Here is an 18,164-nt window from a genome sequence, read left to right on the forward strand (position 1 = left end):
AGGGAGAATGATATGGCTAAAGAGAACACGCCTCCCGCGGGTCAGGCGATTGCGGAGCAGTTTGCCGCCTGGGCCTGTGGGCTGGACAATGCCGCGATGCCGAAGGAGTTGCAGGAGACGGCAACCTCTGCCCTTATAGACCATGTGGGGCTGAGCGTCTCCGCGCGCCACGAGGATTATGTGCAGGCCATCGTTTCTTCATGGGAAGGAGAGGGGGCTTGCACCGCGTTTGGCCATGCACGGGGCTTCGATGCCGCAGGCGCAGCGCTCGTCAACGGCACCGCCTCCCATGGTGAGGACTACGACGATACCTTCGAGGGAACGCCGGTCCACACCAGCGCCGCCATCGTGCCGGCGGTTCTTGCAGCCTGCGAGCGGTATGGCCGAAGCGGAGAGGATGCGCTGCGCGGTATCGCCGTCGGCGCGGAACTCATGTGCCGCATGGCGGTCGTTGCACCGACGGCGCAGCACCGCGCTGGCTTCCACCCTACGGCCATCATCGGATCCATGGGCGCTGCCGCCGGTGTCGGCGCGGCGCTGCGGCTCAGCCCGGCGCAGATGGTCGACGGTCTCGGCGTCGCGGCAAGCTTCGCATCGGGCATCATCGAATATCTCGCGGAAGGCACATGGACGAAGCGCATACACCCCGGATGGGCGGCGCAGGCGGGCCTTCGGGCCGCCCTCTTCGGCCGCGCCGGCTTTAAGGGACCGCGCACCGTCTTCGAGGGCGAGCACGGCTTCTTCTACGCCTTCGGCGTTTCGGAAATCCCGCCGGACTACTCGAAGATCACCTCAGGTCTTGGAGAGGAATGGAAGGCCGCGCGGATCGCCTTCAAGCCTTACGCCTGCGGGACGATGGTGCAGCCCTTCATTGACTGCGCCATCCGCCTCGCCCGCGAAGGCGTGGAGCCTGAGCATATCGAAAGGGTCCTGTGCAAAGTCGGGGAGGGAACGGTGCATCGTTTGTGGGAGCCACTTGCAGAGAAGCGGCGGCCCTCAACTCCCTATTCCGCGAAGTTCAGCGTACCATTCGGAGTCGCCGTAGGATTTGTCGACTGCGCCGCCGGTCTGGGGCAGTTCACTGATGAGCGGATCGCTGATCCGCAGGTGCTCGATCTCGCCGAAAAGGTGAACTACGAAATTGACCCGGAGGACGAATATCCTCGGAACTACACCGGGACCGTGATCGTGACCCTCAAGGACGGCAGCATTCGCGAGGCACGCCAACCGCATATGCGGGGCGGGGCGCGTGAGCCCCTGACACGGGATGAACTGCTCACCAAATTCCGAGCCAATACGCAGTACGGTGGGTGGACGGAGCCGCAATCTGAGGCGTTGGCCCAGTGGTGCGAGCGCCTATTCGACGCACCGGATCTTCAAGGGATCGAGAAGTTCAGAGGTTAGGCGAATGGTGGTGCCGCCCAGTCGGGCGGCGCCATGATGCTTACAGTAGTGGGTGAGAGGCGACTTGTGCTGCTGCGCAATTGCCTTCCTCTGTGGCGCATCCGGAGCGGGATGTTGAATACTCTGCCGGGAGACCTGCGACAGCAGGGGGCCGTAGCCGCTGGTCGACAGTTGACAACAGCGCCGGGAGCAGTTGTAGGTGATATCATGACTCAAAACACGCCTACTCAGGAATTAGCCGTCTTGCGGACCTCGTCGCTTACGACAGCGGTCGAGCGCGAAGTAGAGCGCCTTATTCTTAACGGCAGCTTCGCTCCGGGCGAGCGGATCAACGAGAACAAGCTGGCCCTGAGGCTAGGCACAAGCCGCGGCCCGATCCGCGAGGCCGTGCGGGCCTTGGAAGGGTCGGGTCTCGTGGTCTCGATCCCCAATCGCGGCTCGTTCATCCGCCAGTTGTCCATCGAGGAAGCACTGGAAATCTATGAAGTTCGCGCAGCTCTCTTTGGTCTCGCAGGGCAACTCTTGGCCGAGCGGGTGACGGAAAAGCAGATCAGGCACATGAACGGGCTTGTCAAAGATATGGAGGAGGCCTCGCTTCGCCAGGACTTCGACGGCTATTACCCGCTCAACCTCGCCTTCCACGAATACATCATCGATTCGGCCGGAAACGCCACTCTTGCGCAGCACTATCGCAGCCTCGTGAAGAAGCTGCACCTGTTCCGCGCTCGCAGTCTGGTTCAGGGAGGTGGCCTCGCGGTCTCCAACCTCGAGCACCGGGAAATGCTTTCCGCCATCGCAGCACGGGATCCCGAACGCGCATATCGGGCCCACAGGTCCCACGTGATTCAGGCTAAGGATCGATTGCTCGTACTCATGAAGTCAGAAGCCGATGAGCTGACGTGATGTCGTACCGACGAGCCGGTTCCGGTTTAGCTAGCTTTCCCAGGATTGTCGACAGTTTTCTGTTGACTGCTGCGGACTAGACAGGAATGATGCAGAGCCCATCCAGAGAAGGGCAAATCAAACCGGGTTATCAGCGTGGCAGGGGCATCTTCAGGCAGGGGGCGCAAGTCCGCGAAGAGGCAGCAGACTGCCCACGCAGACGACACTTAAATCCGAACACGCTCCAGCCCAGGACTTGAACAAGAACTTTCAGACCTAGTCGTTCGGACCTGAATCGAGCAGAGAAATCAAACGGTCGGGATGGTGCGGCGTGTCCGTGCGCCGTGAGCCTGACCACCACTATCAATGACGGCGCAACCCGTCGCATCAAGAGGTAAGATATCATGGCTGACCAAGGTGTTACACGGACGCTCGCGCGCTGGGCAGTGGGATGCCGGCTCGATGACATTCCTCAGGAGGTACGTGAACAGGGCGTTCGCACATTCGTCAACTGGCTTGGATGCGCCGTCGGCGGCGTAACGCATGAGACGGTGGACCGTGCGCTCGAGGCGGTCCGGCTCTTCTCAGGGCCGGCGCAGGCGACCGTGATCGGCCGCGCCGACAGGCTTGATGCGCTGCATGCCGCGCTCATGAACGGCATCAGCTCGCATGTGCTCGACTATGACGACACGCACCTCAAGACCATCATCCATCCGGCAGGCCCGGTCGCGTCGGCAGCGCTTTCCATCGCAGAGATGAAGCCGGTCTCCGGCGCAGATCTGCTGGCGGCGATGATCGTCGGCGTCGAGGTGGAGTGCCGGATCGGCAACAGCGTCTATCCCGATCACTACGATCGTGGTTGGCATATCACCGGAACCGCAGGTGTGTTCGGTGCTGCCGCTGCTGTCGGACGGCTGCTGGGCCTCAATGAGCAGCACATGACGTGGGCATTCGGCATCGCAGCCACCCAATCCTCGGGACTGCGCGAGATGTTCGGCACGATGTGCAAAAGCTTCCATCCCGGACGTGCCGCCCAGAACGGCGCCATGGCGGCGTTCCTCGCGCAGGCGGGCTTCGACAGCTCCGAGCGCGGCATCGAAGCTCCGCGCGGCTGGGCGAACGTGACCTCGACCAAGCAGGACTACAGCGAAATCACGGAGGGCCTCGGCCAGTTTTGGGAAGCTGGACTCAACAGCTACAAGCCCTTCGCCTGCGGCATCGTCATTCATCCCACTATCGACGCCTGCATCCAGCTGCGCGATGAGGTCGGAGACGAGGTCAACAACATCGAGAGCGTGTCCCTCAGAACCCATCCCCTGGTTCTGGAGCTGACCGGCAAAACGGCGCCACGCACCGGGCTCGAGGGCAAGTTCAGCGTGTTCCATGCGGCCGCCACGGCCCTGCTGCGCGGCGACGGCACTCCCACGGCTTTCACCGACGAGGCCGTCAATGATCCGGCCATCGTCCAGATGCGCGGCCGTGTGACGGCCGAGACGGATCAGTCGATCCATGAGGACCAGGTCGAGATGACAGTGATGTTTAGGGATGGCCGCAAGGTTACACGGCGCATCGAGCATGCGATCGGAAGCCTTGACCGCCCACTGACCAACGAAGAATTGGACCGCAAGTTCATCAAGCAGACGGAACCTGTTCTCGGCCAAGCGCAAACGGCTCGTCTCCTCGAGGCGGCATGGAAGTTCGCGGATCGGTCGAACGCCGCGGAGATCGCCCGGCTCACCGTCCCGAACGGCACGACAAACGCATAAGGAGCACACGATGGCATCGGCCCACCTGACCCTCGGCATTCTCAAGGGCGACGATATCGGCCACGAGATCGTCCCAGCCTCCGTCGACGTGGTGAAAACCGCGGCGGAGCTCACGGGATTGCGGATCGACTGGCGGCCGATGCCCATCGGGCGAACCGCCCTCGATACGCACGGCTCGACCCTACCCGAGGGCACCCTTGAGACGCTCGCCACCTTCGACGGATGGATTCTTGGACCCATCGGTCATCGCGACTATCCCAAGGTTCCGGGTGCGATCAATCCACACCCGATCCTGCGCAAGCACTTCAACCTGTTCGCCAATGTGCGCCCGACGCGATCCTATCCGGATCTCGGCAGCCTGTTCGATGGTGTCGATCTCGTCATTGTGCGGGAGAACAATGAAGGATTCCAGCCGGACCGCAACGTGGTCGCCGGCTCCGGCGAGTTCCGTCCGACCGAGGATGTTACGATCTCAGTCCGTGTCATCACACGGGCGGGCAGCTACCGCGTCGCCAAGGCGGCACTCGAAATCGCCCGATCCCGCCGCAAGCGATTGACGCTCGTGCACAAGAACACGGTGTTCAAGCTCGGTTGCGGAATGTTCGTGGAGGAATGCTACCACGCCGCTCAGGAATATCCGGATGTAACTGTGGATGAGGTGATCGTCGATACGTTCGCCATGCGCCTCGTCCGCGACCCGCAAACGTTCGATACCGTGGTTACCACGAACATGTTCGGTGACATCCTTACCGACGAAGCCGCCGGCCTCGTCGGCGGTCTCGGCATGGCTCCGGGCCTCTCCATCGGCGACGGCAACATCGCCATGGCCCAGGCGACTCACGGTTCGGCCCCCGATATTGCTGGCAAGAACATCGCCAATCCCTACGCCATGATCGAATCGACCCGCATGATGCTCGACTGGCTTGGTCGCCAGCGCGGAGTTCCAGAAGCGGTCGAGGCAGCCGCTCTCATGGAGCACGGGATCGTGAGAGCTCTGAGTGAGCCCTCGACGCGGACGCCGGATATCCGCGGCACGGCAAGCACGAGCGAGATGACTCAGGGCATCCTGAGGGCCATGGCGGCGGAGGCATCCCGCCCCGCCGCATAGACAGGTCTTCGGCGAACAGGTGTTAGAGACGACAGCGAAGGTCTGCGAGTGTTGACAGGGCCCTCAACAGCCTGCTCGACCTTCTGGAGAACAGGCTCACATCCGGTTCAATGCCAGACGAAACCGCCGTTCCGGACAGGAGGGGTGCCGGTCAGCCTGCCGCGTCCGGTTCCGCCGAGGCGGCCGATGACGAGCAGGAGGCTAATGATCTCGGGATCTAGGATGAGGTCATACGGGAACTGGCGCGATCGCTACGGCCGCAGTGCGGCTGACCTCTGGCGGATTTCCGGACCTGTCCAATGGATGCCATGCTAACGAGATCTGTCTCTCCGCACCTCATCGCCATGCTGGATCAGGCTGGAAACGCACGACGACGCAATCAATCAGTCGCAGGGGGAGGGCGACTCGCCCAGACGCGCCACTAGCCGCTTTGCCGCCTCCGAGCTCATGACATGCCAGTGCTGTTCGACATCCCGCTCGATGGACCTACGCCGCTGCTCCGGGGGCAGGGCAGGGTACCACCCGCATCGCTCGATTGTCTCGCGAAGCAGCCTCCGGGCTTCCGCTTCGATCTGTTCGGCCGCGATGCCCACCATCGAACTCGCCCCTGACGTGCTGACCGGCAAAGGAAAGGGCCCCTGTTTCCAGCGGCCCTCAGGTGAGGGGGACATCCCCCTTTCCAGGGAATTGCCGCGCCACGGGGTATGAACGGCGTCAATACGCAATCTCGTTAGCAGATGAGCGCCCGATATTGAAATTCCATGTCGTCAGTGGGGCCATGCACGCAATGCCAGGGGTGCATCCGGGCTTGCTGTGTCCTTCCTGGTACAGCCACAGCGGCTAGATTCCGGCACTGTGGTCTGGTCCAAAGTGGAAGGCTGCGGGGCACTCCTCCTTGGTCCTCGGGGAAGCGCCCCAGTTCATCACTGGGGCGCTTCTCTTTATTGGGAGCGCATTGATGGCTGGCAGGAATCTAACGCGCGTGGATCTGACCGAGGCCGTGTACCAGAAGGGTGGCTTCTCCCGGATGGAATCAGCTGAACTGGTCAGCCAGGTTCTGGCCAAGATCTGCGACTGTCTCGCCGCCGGTGAGGACGTAAAGCTCTCAGGCTTCGGCCTGTTTGCCGTCAGAGACAAGACGCAGCGGGTGGGCCGCAATCCCAGAACCGGCGTGGAGGTGCCCATCGAACCGCGCCGGGTCGTGACGTTCAGACCCTCCCATGTACTCAAGGCTCACATCAACGGAGCACCCGCCGAAATCGAGGGCTGACGGTGCCATGCCTGTTTTAGCCCTGCTACGATGATGCGTCCGGCCTTAGTTTCCAATAGCCTGGGCTCAATACTAATGAGGAGCAGCCGCATGTCCGATCAGAAGCCTGTCTCCCATGAAGCAACGCTCGCGCTTCACGCGGGGGCAGGACAGCGTCACATTGGGGAGCCCGCATCCGCGCCTCCCATGATGGCGACGAGCTTCTTCACTCACCCGGATGCGGTCGGCTTCTCGGCCAACGACCTCAACGAGGCGGTGCCCCATTTCTACACCCGCTGGAGCAACCCGACCCTGGAACTGCTGGAAACCCGGCTGGCGGCTCTTGAGGGTGGTGAAGCGGCCCTCAGCTTCGCGAGCGGCATGGCGGCGATCTGCGCTCTGATTCTCAACCGTCTCGGAAGCGGCGATCACCTGGTCCTGTCCAATGTCTGCTATGCCGGTGTCGCGGAACTCGCCCACGACATCCTGCCCAAACACGGCATCGCCGCCACGCCCGTCGACACCTCGAATCCAGAGGCTGTCGCGGCTGCCATGCGGCCCAATACCAAGCTCGTGCACATCGAAACTCCGGCCAACCCCATTCTTCGGCTGTCCGATGTTGCGGCAGTCGCGGAGATTGCCCGTTCAGGCGGGGCCGAGCTCTCCGTTGATGCGACCATCGCCACCCCGCTCGGAATGAAGCCGCTGGCGCTCGGGGCCGACTACGTCGTGCACTCGCTCACAAAGTACATCTGCGGGCACGGCGATGCCCTTGGTGGGGCCGTGATCGGCCGCCAGGACCGGATTGCCGCCCTGCGCAAGGGCAGCCTTATTCATCTTGGCGGATCGCTCTCGCCCTTTGCCGCTTGGCTGATCCTGCGCGGCATGGAAACGCTGGCGCCTCGCATGGTCATGCACGAGGCCAATGCCCGCCGGGTCGAGGCCTTCCTGGCCGATCACCCGAAGGTGCGGTCGGTGTTCTGGCCCGGCTCCTCGCGCCATCCGCAGCACAATCTGGCGGCGCGCCAGATGCGCAACTTCTCCGGACTGCTGGCCTTCTCGGCCAAGGCGGATGGCGGGGCACTGGCGCGCCGGCTGGCCGAGCGGCTGCAGGTCGTGTCCTATGCCGTGTCCCTGGGCAAGACCAAGAGCCTGCTGTTCTACATCCCGACCGATGACATCCTACGATCCTCTTTTCACCTGGAGGGGGAGGAGGCCTGCTCCTACCGGGACTGGGCCGGGGATGGCGTGTTTCGCTTCTCGGTCGGCCTGGAGGATCAGGATGACATTATTGCCGACCTGGATCAGGCGCTTGGATAGATGATGCTGCGCACGTCTGCGCCGCATTGTCGATGGTGCAGCTCGGAGGAGGCCTGATTGACGAGATCGCTGCAATCCTTCAGGGACGCTGCGGGTGAGGTCACAGGGAAGTTCAGAAGGCGGATCCGACATGCACGACTACATCCGCAAGATCCTCGCGGCCCGGGTCTATGACGTTGCGATCGAGAGCCCGCTCGATCCCATGCCGCGCCTGTCGCAGCGGCTCGGGCAGTCAGCGCTCCTGAAGCGCGAGGATCTGCAACCGGTTTTCTCGTTCAAGCTGCGCGGGGCCTACAACAAGATGGCCGGCTTGGCGCGGGAGATGCTCGCCAAAGGCATCATCTGCGCCTCGGCCGGCAACCACGCTCAAGGCGTTGCTCTGGCCGCTCAGGCGCTTGGGGCCAAGGCCACCATCGTGATGCCGCGCACCACCCCGGAGATCAAGGTTCAGGCGGTCAAAGGTCGCGATGGGCAGGTTGTCCTGCATGGTGAAAGCTTCGATGAGGCTTATGCCCATGCCCGCCAGCTCGAGAGCGAGAAAGGGCTCACTTTCATCCACCCCTACGACGATCCTGACGTGATCGCCGGACAGGGCACAGTTGGCATGGAGATCCTGCGGCAGCATCCCGACCCCCTGGAAGCAATCTTCGTGCCGGTCGGAGGCGGAGGGCTGGCCGCCGGGGTGGCGGTGTATGTCAAGTTCCTGCGGCCGGATGTGAGGGTGATCGGGGTCGAGCCGGAGGATGCGGCCAGCATGGCGGCCGCGCTTGCCTCCGGCGAGCGGGTGGTCCTGAACCAGGTCGGCTTGTTTGCCGATGGGGTGGCGGTCCGCCAGGCCGGTGAGGAGACCTTCCGCCTCTGTCGCGACCACCTCGATGAGGTGATCACGGTCAGCACGGATGAGATCTGCGCGGCCGTGAAGGACATCTTCGAGGACACCCGGGCCGTTGCCGAGCCCTCCGGGGCGGTCAGCCTAGCCGGGCTGAAGAAGTACGCCGAGCGCGGCGCGGTCCTGGACCGGAGCCTGGTTGCGATCAACAGCGGCGCCAACATGAACTTCGACCGGCTCCGCCATATTGCGGAGCGGGCCGAGATCGGCGAGCACCGGGAGGCTCTGCTGGCGGTGACCATCCCCGAACAGCCGGGCAGCTACCGCCGGTTCATCCAGCTTCTGGGCAAGCGCTCGATCACGGAGTTCAACTACCGCTATGCCGATCCTCAGGAGGCCCGGATCTTCGTGGGCGTGCAGCTCTCCCGGGGCGATGAGGAGAAGCATTGGATCATCGCAATGCTGCGGGAGCAGGGCTACCCGGTGCTCGACATGAGCGACAACGAGATGGCCAAGCTGCACGTGCGCTACATGGTGGGCGGGCGCACCCCCGGGCTTGAGGATGAACTAGTGTTCCGGTTTCAGTTTCCCGAGCGGCCGGGAGCCCTCCTGAAGTTTCTCAATGGGCTATCCGGCAACTGGAACATCTCGCTGTTCCACTACCGCAACCATGGGGCGGATTACGGGCGGGTGCTGGCCGGCATCCAGGTACCCGTTCCAGAGCGGCCGCAGCTCAAGCGCAGTCTGGATGATCTGGGATACCCGTACTGGGATGAGACTGACAATCCAGCCTATCGAGGTTTTCTGGGCAACGGCACGGCCTCCCTCGAATGACAGACCAGAGGTCATTGGAACTGTCCCTCCCCCTGGCGAAATCTGTGGCACCGCCATTCACTGGTTCAGAATGCGGGCAGCCCTGCGCTCAACGACCACGGTCCGGCGCCCCGCCGCTGTCCGGGAGGCGATTGGTTGCCGAGCCGAAGAACGGGCCGTTGCCGTGGATTTCAGAATGGCCGCCCTGACCTCGGCCTCCGGCAATCGCATCAGCATCGCGGCGATCTGCTCCTGACTGTCAATGTCGTCGGTCAGCCCCTGAGCGGCAAGAATCGCCTCCTCCAGGGTCGGTGTATCAAACCGGGTTCGGTGACCGCGCCGGGGAAGATTGTTCGGCTTTTCACTCACGCGCTTTCTCCTGAATGCGCCGTGTAGCGCATATGCCATATGGCCGGCTAGCGCGGAACCTCAAAGGCAGGCCTGCACGTCATGCAGATGAGAGTGGCTGCCGGTAGCTGCTCATTGGATCTCTTGGTTTTCATTGAGCGGATGGAGGTCGCGGACCATGGCGTGGAGCGGGAGATGTCGAGTTGGGTGTAGATGTGGGTGGTCTCGATGCCGGCATGTCCGAGCAGTTCCTTCAGGAACGGAAGTAGTTACAGACTTCTTGTCAAAACCTTCCTTATGCGAAATGTTATCTTGTATAATAACAGCTAGATTGTTAGGGTTTGCAAACTGTCAGCTAAGCCCCTCTCCCCGATTTCGTGAGACAAAACTCGAGCTGCTATCGGTCCTTTCCATAGTTTCCAGAGTTTACCAAATTGACATGGCTGGTCAGAGTGGTCACCTTATGGGCAGGAGGAGCCTATGGCCCAAATCCGCAATTCTCAGAGGAAAGGCCGGCCACAGGTCCGGCGCTACTCGAAGTCTGCGCCCCAGTTTGCCGTCCACCCCTACAAAGTTGTGGGCGATCCGGCGCGGGCTATTACTGAGATGAAGAACCTGCCGGACGGTGTCTCGGTCGCCCTCATTCCCTCCAACGCTGTCGTAGAACAGGAGCTGCGGCGGCTTGGATCCGAAAGGATCCAGCGCCTTCCAGGGCTGGTAATCAAAGCTAAAGGCCGTGGTAATGTCTGGAGGCGGGTAAAGCCCGGTCCAACTGACCGGACGAGCGCCGTTGATGCGTCGGCCTTTGAGCCTAGCTCGCGCGCCAAAGCCCTCCTGAGAGGTGTGCAGATTGCGCAGAGCGATCTGAAAGAATCCGGGGGAGCCTACGACCTGGATCAAGTCCGGATCCTGATGAACGGCATCTCACGGCAGATGGTGGATCGAAAAGTGCGCGAGGGCAGCTTGCTGGCCGTACCGGGTCCGAGCAACCGGCGTGCATACCCAACGGTGCAGTTCACGTCTGATGGCACTGTCGTCCCCGGTCTGAAGGCCGTGCAGGAGGCTCTGCCGACAGACAACCCCTGGGCTGTGCTGAACTTTCTTGTTCGTCCCGTTTCGCATCTGAACGGACGCAAGCCGATTGATCTCCTCAAGGCTGGCGAGATCGACTTGGTTGTTGATGCTGCCCGGCGCATGGGTCAGCAAGGATCGTGACTGCCCCATTGCCGCCACCGGATCTCACCTCGCGAGACCCGGCCCTCATTACTCTTAAGGCCGGCGAGATCCTCCACAGGTTCTTCACGGCAGCATACGATCCAATCCACTTCGATCGCAGCCGCGGTGGTCGCCTCAATGCGCCTGATGCATCGTATGGCGTCCTCTACACGGCCGAGGACGCACGCGGCGCTTTTGCTGAGACCTTTCTCCGAGAACCAGGACGCACTCTCATTCCGTTAGATCTGCTGGCGAGGAAGGCCTATGTGCGATTGCGTGTGACGCAACAGCTCGTCCTGATCAAGCTTGGAGGAACCGGTCTGGCCCGTTTGGGAGCCACAGCGGAGGTCGTGCATGGCGGTCTTCCGTATTACGTCCCGCAAGCCTGGTCGGCGGCTCTTCGCAACCACCCTATCCAAGCGGCCGGAATTGCCTATTACGCCCGTCATGACGACGAGGCCCTTTGCTATGCGATCTATGACCATGCAGCCGCGGCTATCGTGGAAGAGTACCGCGAGCCTCAGCTTGATCGTAGTTGGTTCTGGGACCTAGCCGAGCCTTATGGTGTTGGCTTGGCGCCCTGATCCGCTACTGCTCCAGTGAATCCCCCCTCCCCGTTTCTGCGGTCACCTGAAAAGTAAAGTCGAACCGGCTTCCCTCACTGTGCGATTGAACATTCGGTAGGTGAACCGCCATTCCGGCTCTTCATGGGCGGCGTGGTGGAACCCCGCCGGGAGTTCATCCAGCAGAATGCACTCGCACCTCAACATGGAGAAAGATGGTTTGTTTGTTCTGGATAAAAGCGATTATCCGCGGATTGAAAGCAATTATACCAAGTCCCAGTGATCAGAACTGATGCGCCCAGTCACGCAGGCCAATGGACATGATGGTCCAGGGCTGATCAGCAAGCTTGTTCCAGGCCTCGCAGCAGTGATCGAGAATGTCGCTGTACGACGTGAAGATCCGGTTGGAGAGCCAGTTCTCCCTCATATACTGCCAGATGTTCTCGACCGGGTTCAGTTCGGGCGCTTTGGCCGGCAGCGGCAGAAGCGTGATGTTGGCTGGGACCTGCAGTTTGCGGGAGACGTGCCAGCCCGCCTGGTCGAGCAGCAGCACCGCATGAGTTCCAGGCGCCACGGCCTGCGAGATCTCCAGGTGTTCGTTCATGGCTTGGGTGGTGCAGCGCGGCAGCACCAGGCCGGCTGCTTTGCCTTCAGCCGGACAGATGGCGCCGAAGATGTACGTGGAGGCCGTTCTCGGATCCCGCGGGGCCGCGTGCCGCGCTTGGCCCAGCGGCGGGTGATCTTGTTCTTCTGGCCGATGCGCGCTTCATCGGCAAACCAGATCTCTAGCGGCTGGCCGCTGGCCTCATTGGTCGCGATCGTCTCCAGGCGCGCGGGGAAATCTTTTTAAAAAACAGACACCGCTTGTTCGTTCTTGGCATGATGCTGTGGCCGCGCCGAGAGCTTGCGGTAGCTCAGAGCGCGCACCTCGCGGCTCAAGGTCTGCTTCGAGATGGGAACCCGGTGCTCGTCCCAGAGCCATTGGATCAGATCAACGAGCCGCCAACGCACCACCCCATGCACGGCCGGAATGGGACCGCTCTCAATGATGGCCGCGAGCGCAGCCCGGTGCTCCTGCGTGAGCCGGGAGGGCTGGCCCGGCGACTTGCGGTCGATCAGCCCGTCAGCAGGTCCCTGAGCGTTGAACTTGACCACCCAATCCCGCACGATCTGCAGGGTCACGCCGCCAATCCGCGCCGCCTCGGTGCGGGAGGCGCCCTCATAGATGGCCGCGAGTGCCAGAAGCCGCCGCGCCTGGGAAGCGTTCTTTGTCTTGCGGGCGAGCACACGAAGCTGGGACGCAGCGAAGTCAGAGCGGAGTGGGATGGGCATGGCGAACCTCCCTAGTTCGCCAAACGGAATCACACCCACTCCAGTCCGGGAAATCACGAACGAGTCAGCCCTTCGGAGACTTGGTATTAGAGGCCCGACAAGCGTACGATCCCGCACGAACTCACAATAATAGCTGGTCGAGCAATTCAGTGAGATGCGACTGATCTCTCGGTGCGCACAATGAGGACGCGCCTCGTATGACCATTCACCTCGAACTCAGCCTCATCTTCCTCAGACAAACCGATCAACTCCTTGCCGAGCGGAGAGTGCAACGCAAGGAAGCCGTTTGTGGGATCGTCACGGGTTGAGCTCAAGGTGAGTGTCGCCATCTTGTTATCATCAAGGTATCTGATGACGACTCGGTCACCAACACGGATTCCGTTCGAGGAGGTCGCAAGCTTTTCTACCTCTTTGAGCGTCGTCCCGTTGGGTTCCTGAACCTGGACTTGGGGTTGCTGGTCGATCCCGTCTGAGCCAAGCGACTCAACGATAGCCTGTGCTGATGGTGCCGTGATGTGAGTCGTGAAAACCCCACCAGCAGTGGTACCCTCGGACGGTTCAATTCCATAGCGCTCTAAGGTCGCGAACAGATCGTCCATGCAGCCGTCCGGATCGAGCGTGAAACTCGACGCCCAGCAGCGCCAGAAGCGCCAGCCGACCCGTTCCAGGATACGCTGACGGCGCATATCGTCCGCCCAGCGCTCCGGGCCATGGTACTGGTCACCGTCGCACTCGACGGCTAGGCGCCGTCCATTTGCTCCCTCGACAACAATGTCGATGCGGTACCCCATGGCACCGACCTGCGGACTGACCCGATAGCCGCGCTCCAGAAGACGCCGCAGCACCTCCCGCTCGAAGTCCGACTCACATATGGCCTCAAGGTCGCCCGTCGGCGTGGCTGCACCAGCCATCGGGTCACGGAAATGGCGGATCACCCGCGCCTTCAAGTCATCGGGCTTAAGCTCTTCTTCGCGAACCGAGCGGACGAGCACGAGACGGTCGCGGGCGCGTGAGAGCGCGACGTTGAAGCGCTGCTCAAACTGAGCTGCCGTCTGCGCCTGCTTGCTGTTGGAATCAGCAATCATGGACAGGAAGACAATGTCGCGCTCGTTGCCCTGGAAGGTGGCACTGTCACCGCAAGCGATGCGATGGCGCATCATGATGTCTTCCCCTAGCTCGTCGAGAAGCATGCGGTTGATGAGGGCGGCCTGCTTTGCGCCAATCAGCGACACCACGCCAATCGTGCGCCAGCGATCCTGGGCCTCAATACGGGCAAGGCCGGGATCTTCAACAATCTTGCGGATCTCACCGACGATGACCTCCGCCTCGCGCGGGTTCTGCTTATCCCCCTGGCGGCGTCCGTCCGGCACATAGATGTCGACGAGCGGGGGATCGAGCCGCTCATGCGCCGTTGGCACGCGCAGCGGCACCAGAGGTTCAGGGTAGAACTGCATCGAGAACCGGATGATCGGCTCGACGCAGCGGAAGTGCTCCTTGAGCATGACCAGCTTGTCCGGGAACATGACCTTGGCGAGGTCATAGAGTGATGATCCCGGAAGCAGGAGCGTTTTGAAAGGCTGCCCTTTGAGGAAACCGTGCTCAAGCCGGTCGATCTTCGCGTTCTCAATGAAGGCGGCTGTTGGGCTCACCTGCTTGTCGTCACCAACAACGAGAATCTTCTTGCCACGAAGAAGCGCCGGAACTTCACGAATGTCGGACTGGGAGGCCTCGTCCATGATGACGAGGTCGAACGAGCCGACTTCGCCGGGCAGCTGCTCCGCAACGCGCCATGTGGGCATGATCCAGCATGGAATGGCGTCATAGCACTGGGCCATCGCGCTCCGGGCGTCGCGGCGGTGCCGGACAGCCCCTTTGCCGGTGCCCTTGCCGGTCTTGCGCAGGGCTGTAGCGAACATCATCAGCGCAGAGCGCACCGGCCCAGACATGGACCGACCGAGCTCATAGAAGGTCCGCTCACGCACCACTCGCTCGAAGGTCTTTCTGATTTCAGCATCAAGGCGGACCCGTTCCTCGGCCAGGCTACGCAGCCGGTTCCGGTCATCGATCCGCGCCAGATAAGCCGAGGCTGCGGCCCAATCCCATGCCTCACGCCAGTCGACGGGGATCAAGGTATCCGTTTCGCCTTCGACTGGTTCTGTGGCCAGACGCCGGCTCCAGAGAGGAGCCCCTGCTTCGCGGATCCGGCCTGTGACGGTACGGACAAGCGCCAGATGGTTCTTGTGCTGATTAAGGTCATCGATCTGGCGCCTCAAAACACCCCAAAGGCGGGCGACGTTCTCCGTCTCGATATCGGATCGGCCAATCGCCTCGCCCAGCAGGTCACGAGCCAGTTTCCCGATTTTGCCTGATGCGTCCGAGAAGAGCCCCTCAAGACGGGACACTTCAACGCGCGCAGCGGCGAGCTGTGCGGAGGCGGCCGCATTCCGAAGCGCCTCCTCGGCATGTTCCATCCGAGCAGGATCGCGCCAGAGATCCCGAGGCGAGCTCGCCCCAGGTACGACTTGGCCGAAGACCTCCTCGAGCGTGCGCATGGCGCCAGCCCCCTCCACGAGGACGGCATCAAGGAGGCCGACGAGTTGCTCGATCTCCCGCGCCGACCCTGCAGACGGAGCGCCAATCTCCTCGGCCAGCGCCCGCCACCGGACGCTCAGTGAAGTGACTTGCTCCCGCCAGATGAGGTATTGGCGAATGTGATCCCAGTCCTCCCGAGCAGCGGGCACGCGCCCTTGCACCTTGATAGCCTGCAGGACCGGCCGGAGTGCCTTCTCGCGGAAGGCAAAGAAGCCAAAGACCTCCTCGCCGTTGGCGAGGCGACCGATCAACGTGGTCGCCTCAGCGGCCGCGGGCTCGAAGGTATCGGGCAGTTCCACCGGCTGGGCCAAGTAGCGCTTCCGCTCCTCGACAATCGGCTTTGCGTCTTCGACGAACCGCAGGAGCAGATCGAGCGCACCGGCTCCTCGCTCGCCAGCAATCGCATGCTGGGCCACCGGCTCAAGCCATAGGTTGGCTTTGGTGAGCGTCTGAACACGCTGGAGGGTCTCAACGGCATCGACTCCTCGCATTGCCTGCTCGATGGCACCAGCCGAACCGATGCGGATCGTCAGCGAGCTATCCCGTGCGGCCGCCTCCGCGAAGCGCTCGGACCGGACGAGGTCCTCATGCAGCCGGGCTATGACCTCCCTGTCGGGCAGATCCTCCACCGACGGGAGCACCGCATCCAGGTGCTCGAGCCGGGAACCGAGGGTCACACGGGCCGCTCGGAGGGCGGAGATCTCATCGTCTGACAGACCAGCATCCTGGGAGGACTGCTCCGGGCGATCCTCGAACCATCTGTATTGCTCTGCTGAAGAGACAATCCGGCTTGCAAGCTCCGCGGGCCGCTCACCAGCCGCTGTCGGGGCGAGCTGCAACAGGGCAAACCGCTCGATCTCCTTGTCAACCTCCTCAAGTCGGGTCCGGAGCCCGACCACGGAGGCTTCCACGTCACGGATCAGACGCGATTGCTCGCTGGGCTTGATGCTCTCGACCACGGACTGCAGGAGGCGCACGGCCGTCTCGAGTTGCTTGAATCCTTCACGTTCTGTGGCCGTGATGCTGATTGCAAGATCCCGGACCCCTTCGGGCAGCTGGTTTCGCAGGACCGCAAGGGCGGGCTCGCCATGCGACACAACCAGGACCCGCCGGCCGGTGGCCATGTAGTGGCAGATGATGTTGGAGATCGTATGCGTCTTGCCTGTGCCGGGCGGACCCTGGACGACGATGCCGTCAGTGCCTTCTAGACGGCGAACGATCTCGATCTGGTCATCGTTGAAGGGCTTGGGGAAGAAGAGGTCCATAGCCTCAGGTTGAGATGCCGCTTCCGCTGTCCCGCCGGTGGTCTCGCCGACGCGATTGCCCAGCGGAGCCCAGATATCGTTCGGCTGTGCCGTGGAGGGCCCCATCACGAGGGTCTGGGCAGGGCCCGGCAACGAGCCCTCCTCGACTGCCTTCTCGACCGACTTCTTCAGGTTCTCAAGATCCGCCAGGATGAAGCTGTCGGACCGTCTCCGGGCAAACAGAACCCAACGATCTGAGACGGTCAGGTGCTCGCCGGCCGAGGGCACCGGCTGGTCGGGTGCCAATGCTTGGCGATCCGGCAAATATACGCCTTCGGCATCCAGACGGGCCTGACAGGCACGAAGGATGGGCTCGAACCCCTCGCGCCGATAAGGTGAGACACCCTCATCCGCCTCGACGGCCGCGATCACCCGACGAGACGCGTCCAATGCCAGGGAAGCCCCTTCGACACCGAGTTCTTCGAACGGCCGCATGTTGACGCTGGCTGTGGCGGCCCGGGGGCGAACCTTGATCTCACCGCCGGCAAGGTCGTCGATCTCGATTTCCGCGAGACGCTCAACCAGAGGCAGGTCGACCTCATTGCCATCCCTGAGCCAGCGGGAGAGCCCCATTCCCCAAACAAGTTCGAAGGATTTGTCCCCGCCTCCGAGTTCAGCGAGCTGAGTGACTTCGAAGAGCTTTTGATAAAGCGCCAGCGATCGGCGAACCGGACGTTCCGCCATCGACCAGGGCAACCACTGTTCGGTGATCCACGTCTCGGCGGCGGTCCTAACGTCAGGGCGATCCTCCAGGCGCCGGCGCACGTCCCAGCGGGGGATGGTCTCGTCCTTCTTGATGGCTTCCGTCACATCCTCCGGTCGCACGGCTCCCGAGGCCAGAAGTTCATCCCGTTCGGTCTCTGTTACCGTACGAAGCAGGTAGTCCCGGAGTTTCGGCTCCCGCTCTGGATCGGGGGAGATCTCCAGCCAGTCTGCGGCTTGTTCTGGCGGTGCGGGAGGATCGCTGCGCCGGAGCCGCTCCACGGCGAGCCACACCGGGCCGTCCTCGTCTACCAGATCGTGACGAACCCCAGGCATGGCATGCAATTCGTGCTGGTGCAGCACGAAGATCTGTCCGGTCGGAAGCCGATGCTCGGACAGCCGCAGGGCCGGCCGCTCATCCAGCCGGACCACTTGCTCGACGTATCCCAGAAGATTGTGAAGGCGCTCGGCGGCAGGTGCAACGGTATCAGGTGCAGACATCATGTTCTTTGGTTTGCTTCGTTCCTAGCCCCTCGAACGAAGCTTTGTTGCAGAGATTCATCTGAGCCTCCACGTTTGGTCAAGCCAGAATTGCTAGTCCGTTAGCGTCACAATGATCGTGGCGGGACGAGCGAGGCCGCAGAGTCACACGTTGCACTGGCGGAATCGGCTTCCTCACTCCTCCGGCTACAGCAACAAACGCTGGCAGGGTGGCCTCGAACAAGAGAATACCTTTG

At 62.3% G+C, this 18,164-nt stretch carries 12 protein-coding genes and 1 pseudogene; 9 read left to right on the forward strand and 4 right to left on the reverse strand.

Going from position 1 to position 18,164, the window contains the following annotated elements:
• Positions 1–12: 12 nt before the first annotated feature.
• The 4 genes from LG661_RS15820 (at position 13) to LG661_RS15835 (ending at position 5,160) form a co-directional block, all read left to right on the forward strand.
• Positions 13–1,404: an MmgE/PrpD family protein gene (locus tag LG661_RS15820; protein WP_230532859.1), complete on the forward strand. Its 1,392-nt coding sequence runs from the start codon at positions 13–15 to the stop codon at positions 1,402–1,404.
• A gap of 207 nt (positions 1,405–1,611) precedes the next feature.
• Positions 1,612–2,307, forward strand: coding sequence for an FCD domain-containing protein (locus LG661_RS15825; protein WP_230532860.1), 696 nt, complete (start codon positions 1,612–1,614; stop codon positions 2,305–2,307).
• A 383-nt stretch (positions 2,308–2,690) separates the two neighbouring features.
• The gene (locus LG661_RS15830) at positions 2,691–4,052 is read left to right on the forward strand and encodes an MmgE/PrpD family protein (protein WP_230532861.1); all 1,362 of its coding nucleotides are present in this window, start codon (positions 2,691–2,693) and stop codon (positions 4,050–4,052) included.
• 10 nt (positions 4,053–4,062) lie between these two features.
• Entirely contained in the window at positions 4,063–5,160 is a 1,098-nt protein-coding gene (locus tag LG661_RS15835; RefSeq protein WP_230532862.1) for an isocitrate/isopropylmalate dehydrogenase family protein, read from the forward strand.
• Between the two features lie 383 nt (positions 5,161–5,543).
• On the opposite strand, the gene LG661_RS15840 is transcribed toward LG661_RS15835, so the two are convergent.
• Positions 5,544–5,756 (reverse strand): hypothetical protein, encoded by a 213-nt coding sequence (locus tag LG661_RS15840; protein ID WP_230532863.1) that lies wholly within the window; start codon positions 5,754–5,756, stop codon positions 5,544–5,546.
• A 362-nt stretch (positions 5,757–6,118) separates the two neighbouring features.
• Here LG661_RS15840 and LG661_RS15845 point away from each other — a divergent pair, with 362 nt between their 5' ends.
• The 3 genes from LG661_RS15845 to ilvA all read left to right on the forward strand — a co-directional run bounded on the left by LG661_RS15845 (position 6,119) and on the right by ilvA (position 9,392).
• On the forward strand, positions 6,119–6,430 hold the full coding sequence (locus tag LG661_RS15845; protein WP_230532864.1) for an integration host factor subunit alpha: 312 nt from the start codon (positions 6,119–6,121) through the stop codon (positions 6,428–6,430).
• Positions 6,431–6,520: 90 nt separating this feature from the next.
• Positions 6,521–7,729, forward strand: a complete 1,209-nt coding sequence (locus LG661_RS15850; RefSeq protein WP_230532865.1) for a trans-sulfuration enzyme family protein — start codon at positions 6,521–6,523, stop codon at positions 7,727–7,729.
• Positions 7,730–7,859: 130 nt separating this feature from the next.
• Positions 7,860–9,392 (forward strand): threonine ammonia-lyase, biosynthetic, encoded by a 1,533-nt coding sequence (ilvA, locus tag LG661_RS15855; protein WP_230532866.1) that lies wholly within the window; start codon positions 7,860–7,862, stop codon positions 9,390–9,392.
• A 57-nt stretch (positions 9,393–9,449) separates the two neighbouring features.
• Here ilvA and LG661_RS15860 read toward each other — a convergent pair whose 3' ends face one another.
• Positions 9,450–9,740, reverse strand: coding sequence for a hypothetical protein (locus tag LG661_RS15860; RefSeq protein ID WP_230532867.1), 291 nt, complete (start codon positions 9,738–9,740; stop codon positions 9,450–9,452).
• 459 nt (positions 9,741–10,199) lie between these two features.
• On the opposite strand from LG661_RS15860, the gene LG661_RS15865 reads away from it, so the two are divergent.
• Both LG661_RS15865 and LG661_RS15870 read left to right on the forward strand, forming a co-directional pair.
• The gene (locus LG661_RS15865; RefSeq protein ID WP_230532868.1) at positions 10,200–10,934 is read left to right on the forward strand and encodes a hypothetical protein; all 735 of its coding nucleotides are present in this window, start codon (positions 10,200–10,202) and stop codon (positions 10,932–10,934) included.
• The gene (locus tag LG661_RS15870) at positions 10,931–11,518 is read left to right on the forward strand and encodes an RES family NAD+ phosphorylase (protein WP_230532869.1); all 588 of its coding nucleotides are present in this window, start codon (positions 10,931–10,933) and stop codon (positions 11,516–11,518) included. The genes LG661_RS15865 and LG661_RS15870 overlap by 4 nt, the downstream gene beginning before the upstream one ends.
• Before the next feature lie 262 nt (positions 11,519–11,780).
• Here the strand turns inward: LG661_RS15870 and LG661_RS15875 are convergent.
• Both LG661_RS15875 and LG661_RS15880 read right to left on the reverse strand, forming a co-directional pair.
• Positions 11,781–12,829, reverse strand: a pseudogene (locus LG661_RS15875) (IS630 family transposase).
• Positions 12,830–12,975: 146 nt separating this feature from the next.
• Positions 12,976–17,928 carry an AAA domain-containing protein gene (locus tag LG661_RS15880; protein WP_230532870.1) on the reverse strand — a complete coding sequence of 1,651 codons (4,953 nt, stop codon included), beginning with the start codon at positions 17,926–17,928 and terminating at the stop codon, positions 12,976–12,978.
• Between the last annotated feature and the right edge of the window lie 236 nt (positions 17,929–18,164).

This window comes from Microvirga roseola, assembly GCF_020866965.1.
Taxonomy (GTDB): Bacteria; Pseudomonadota; Alphaproteobacteria; order Rhizobiales; family Beijerinckiaceae; genus Microvirga; species Microvirga roseola.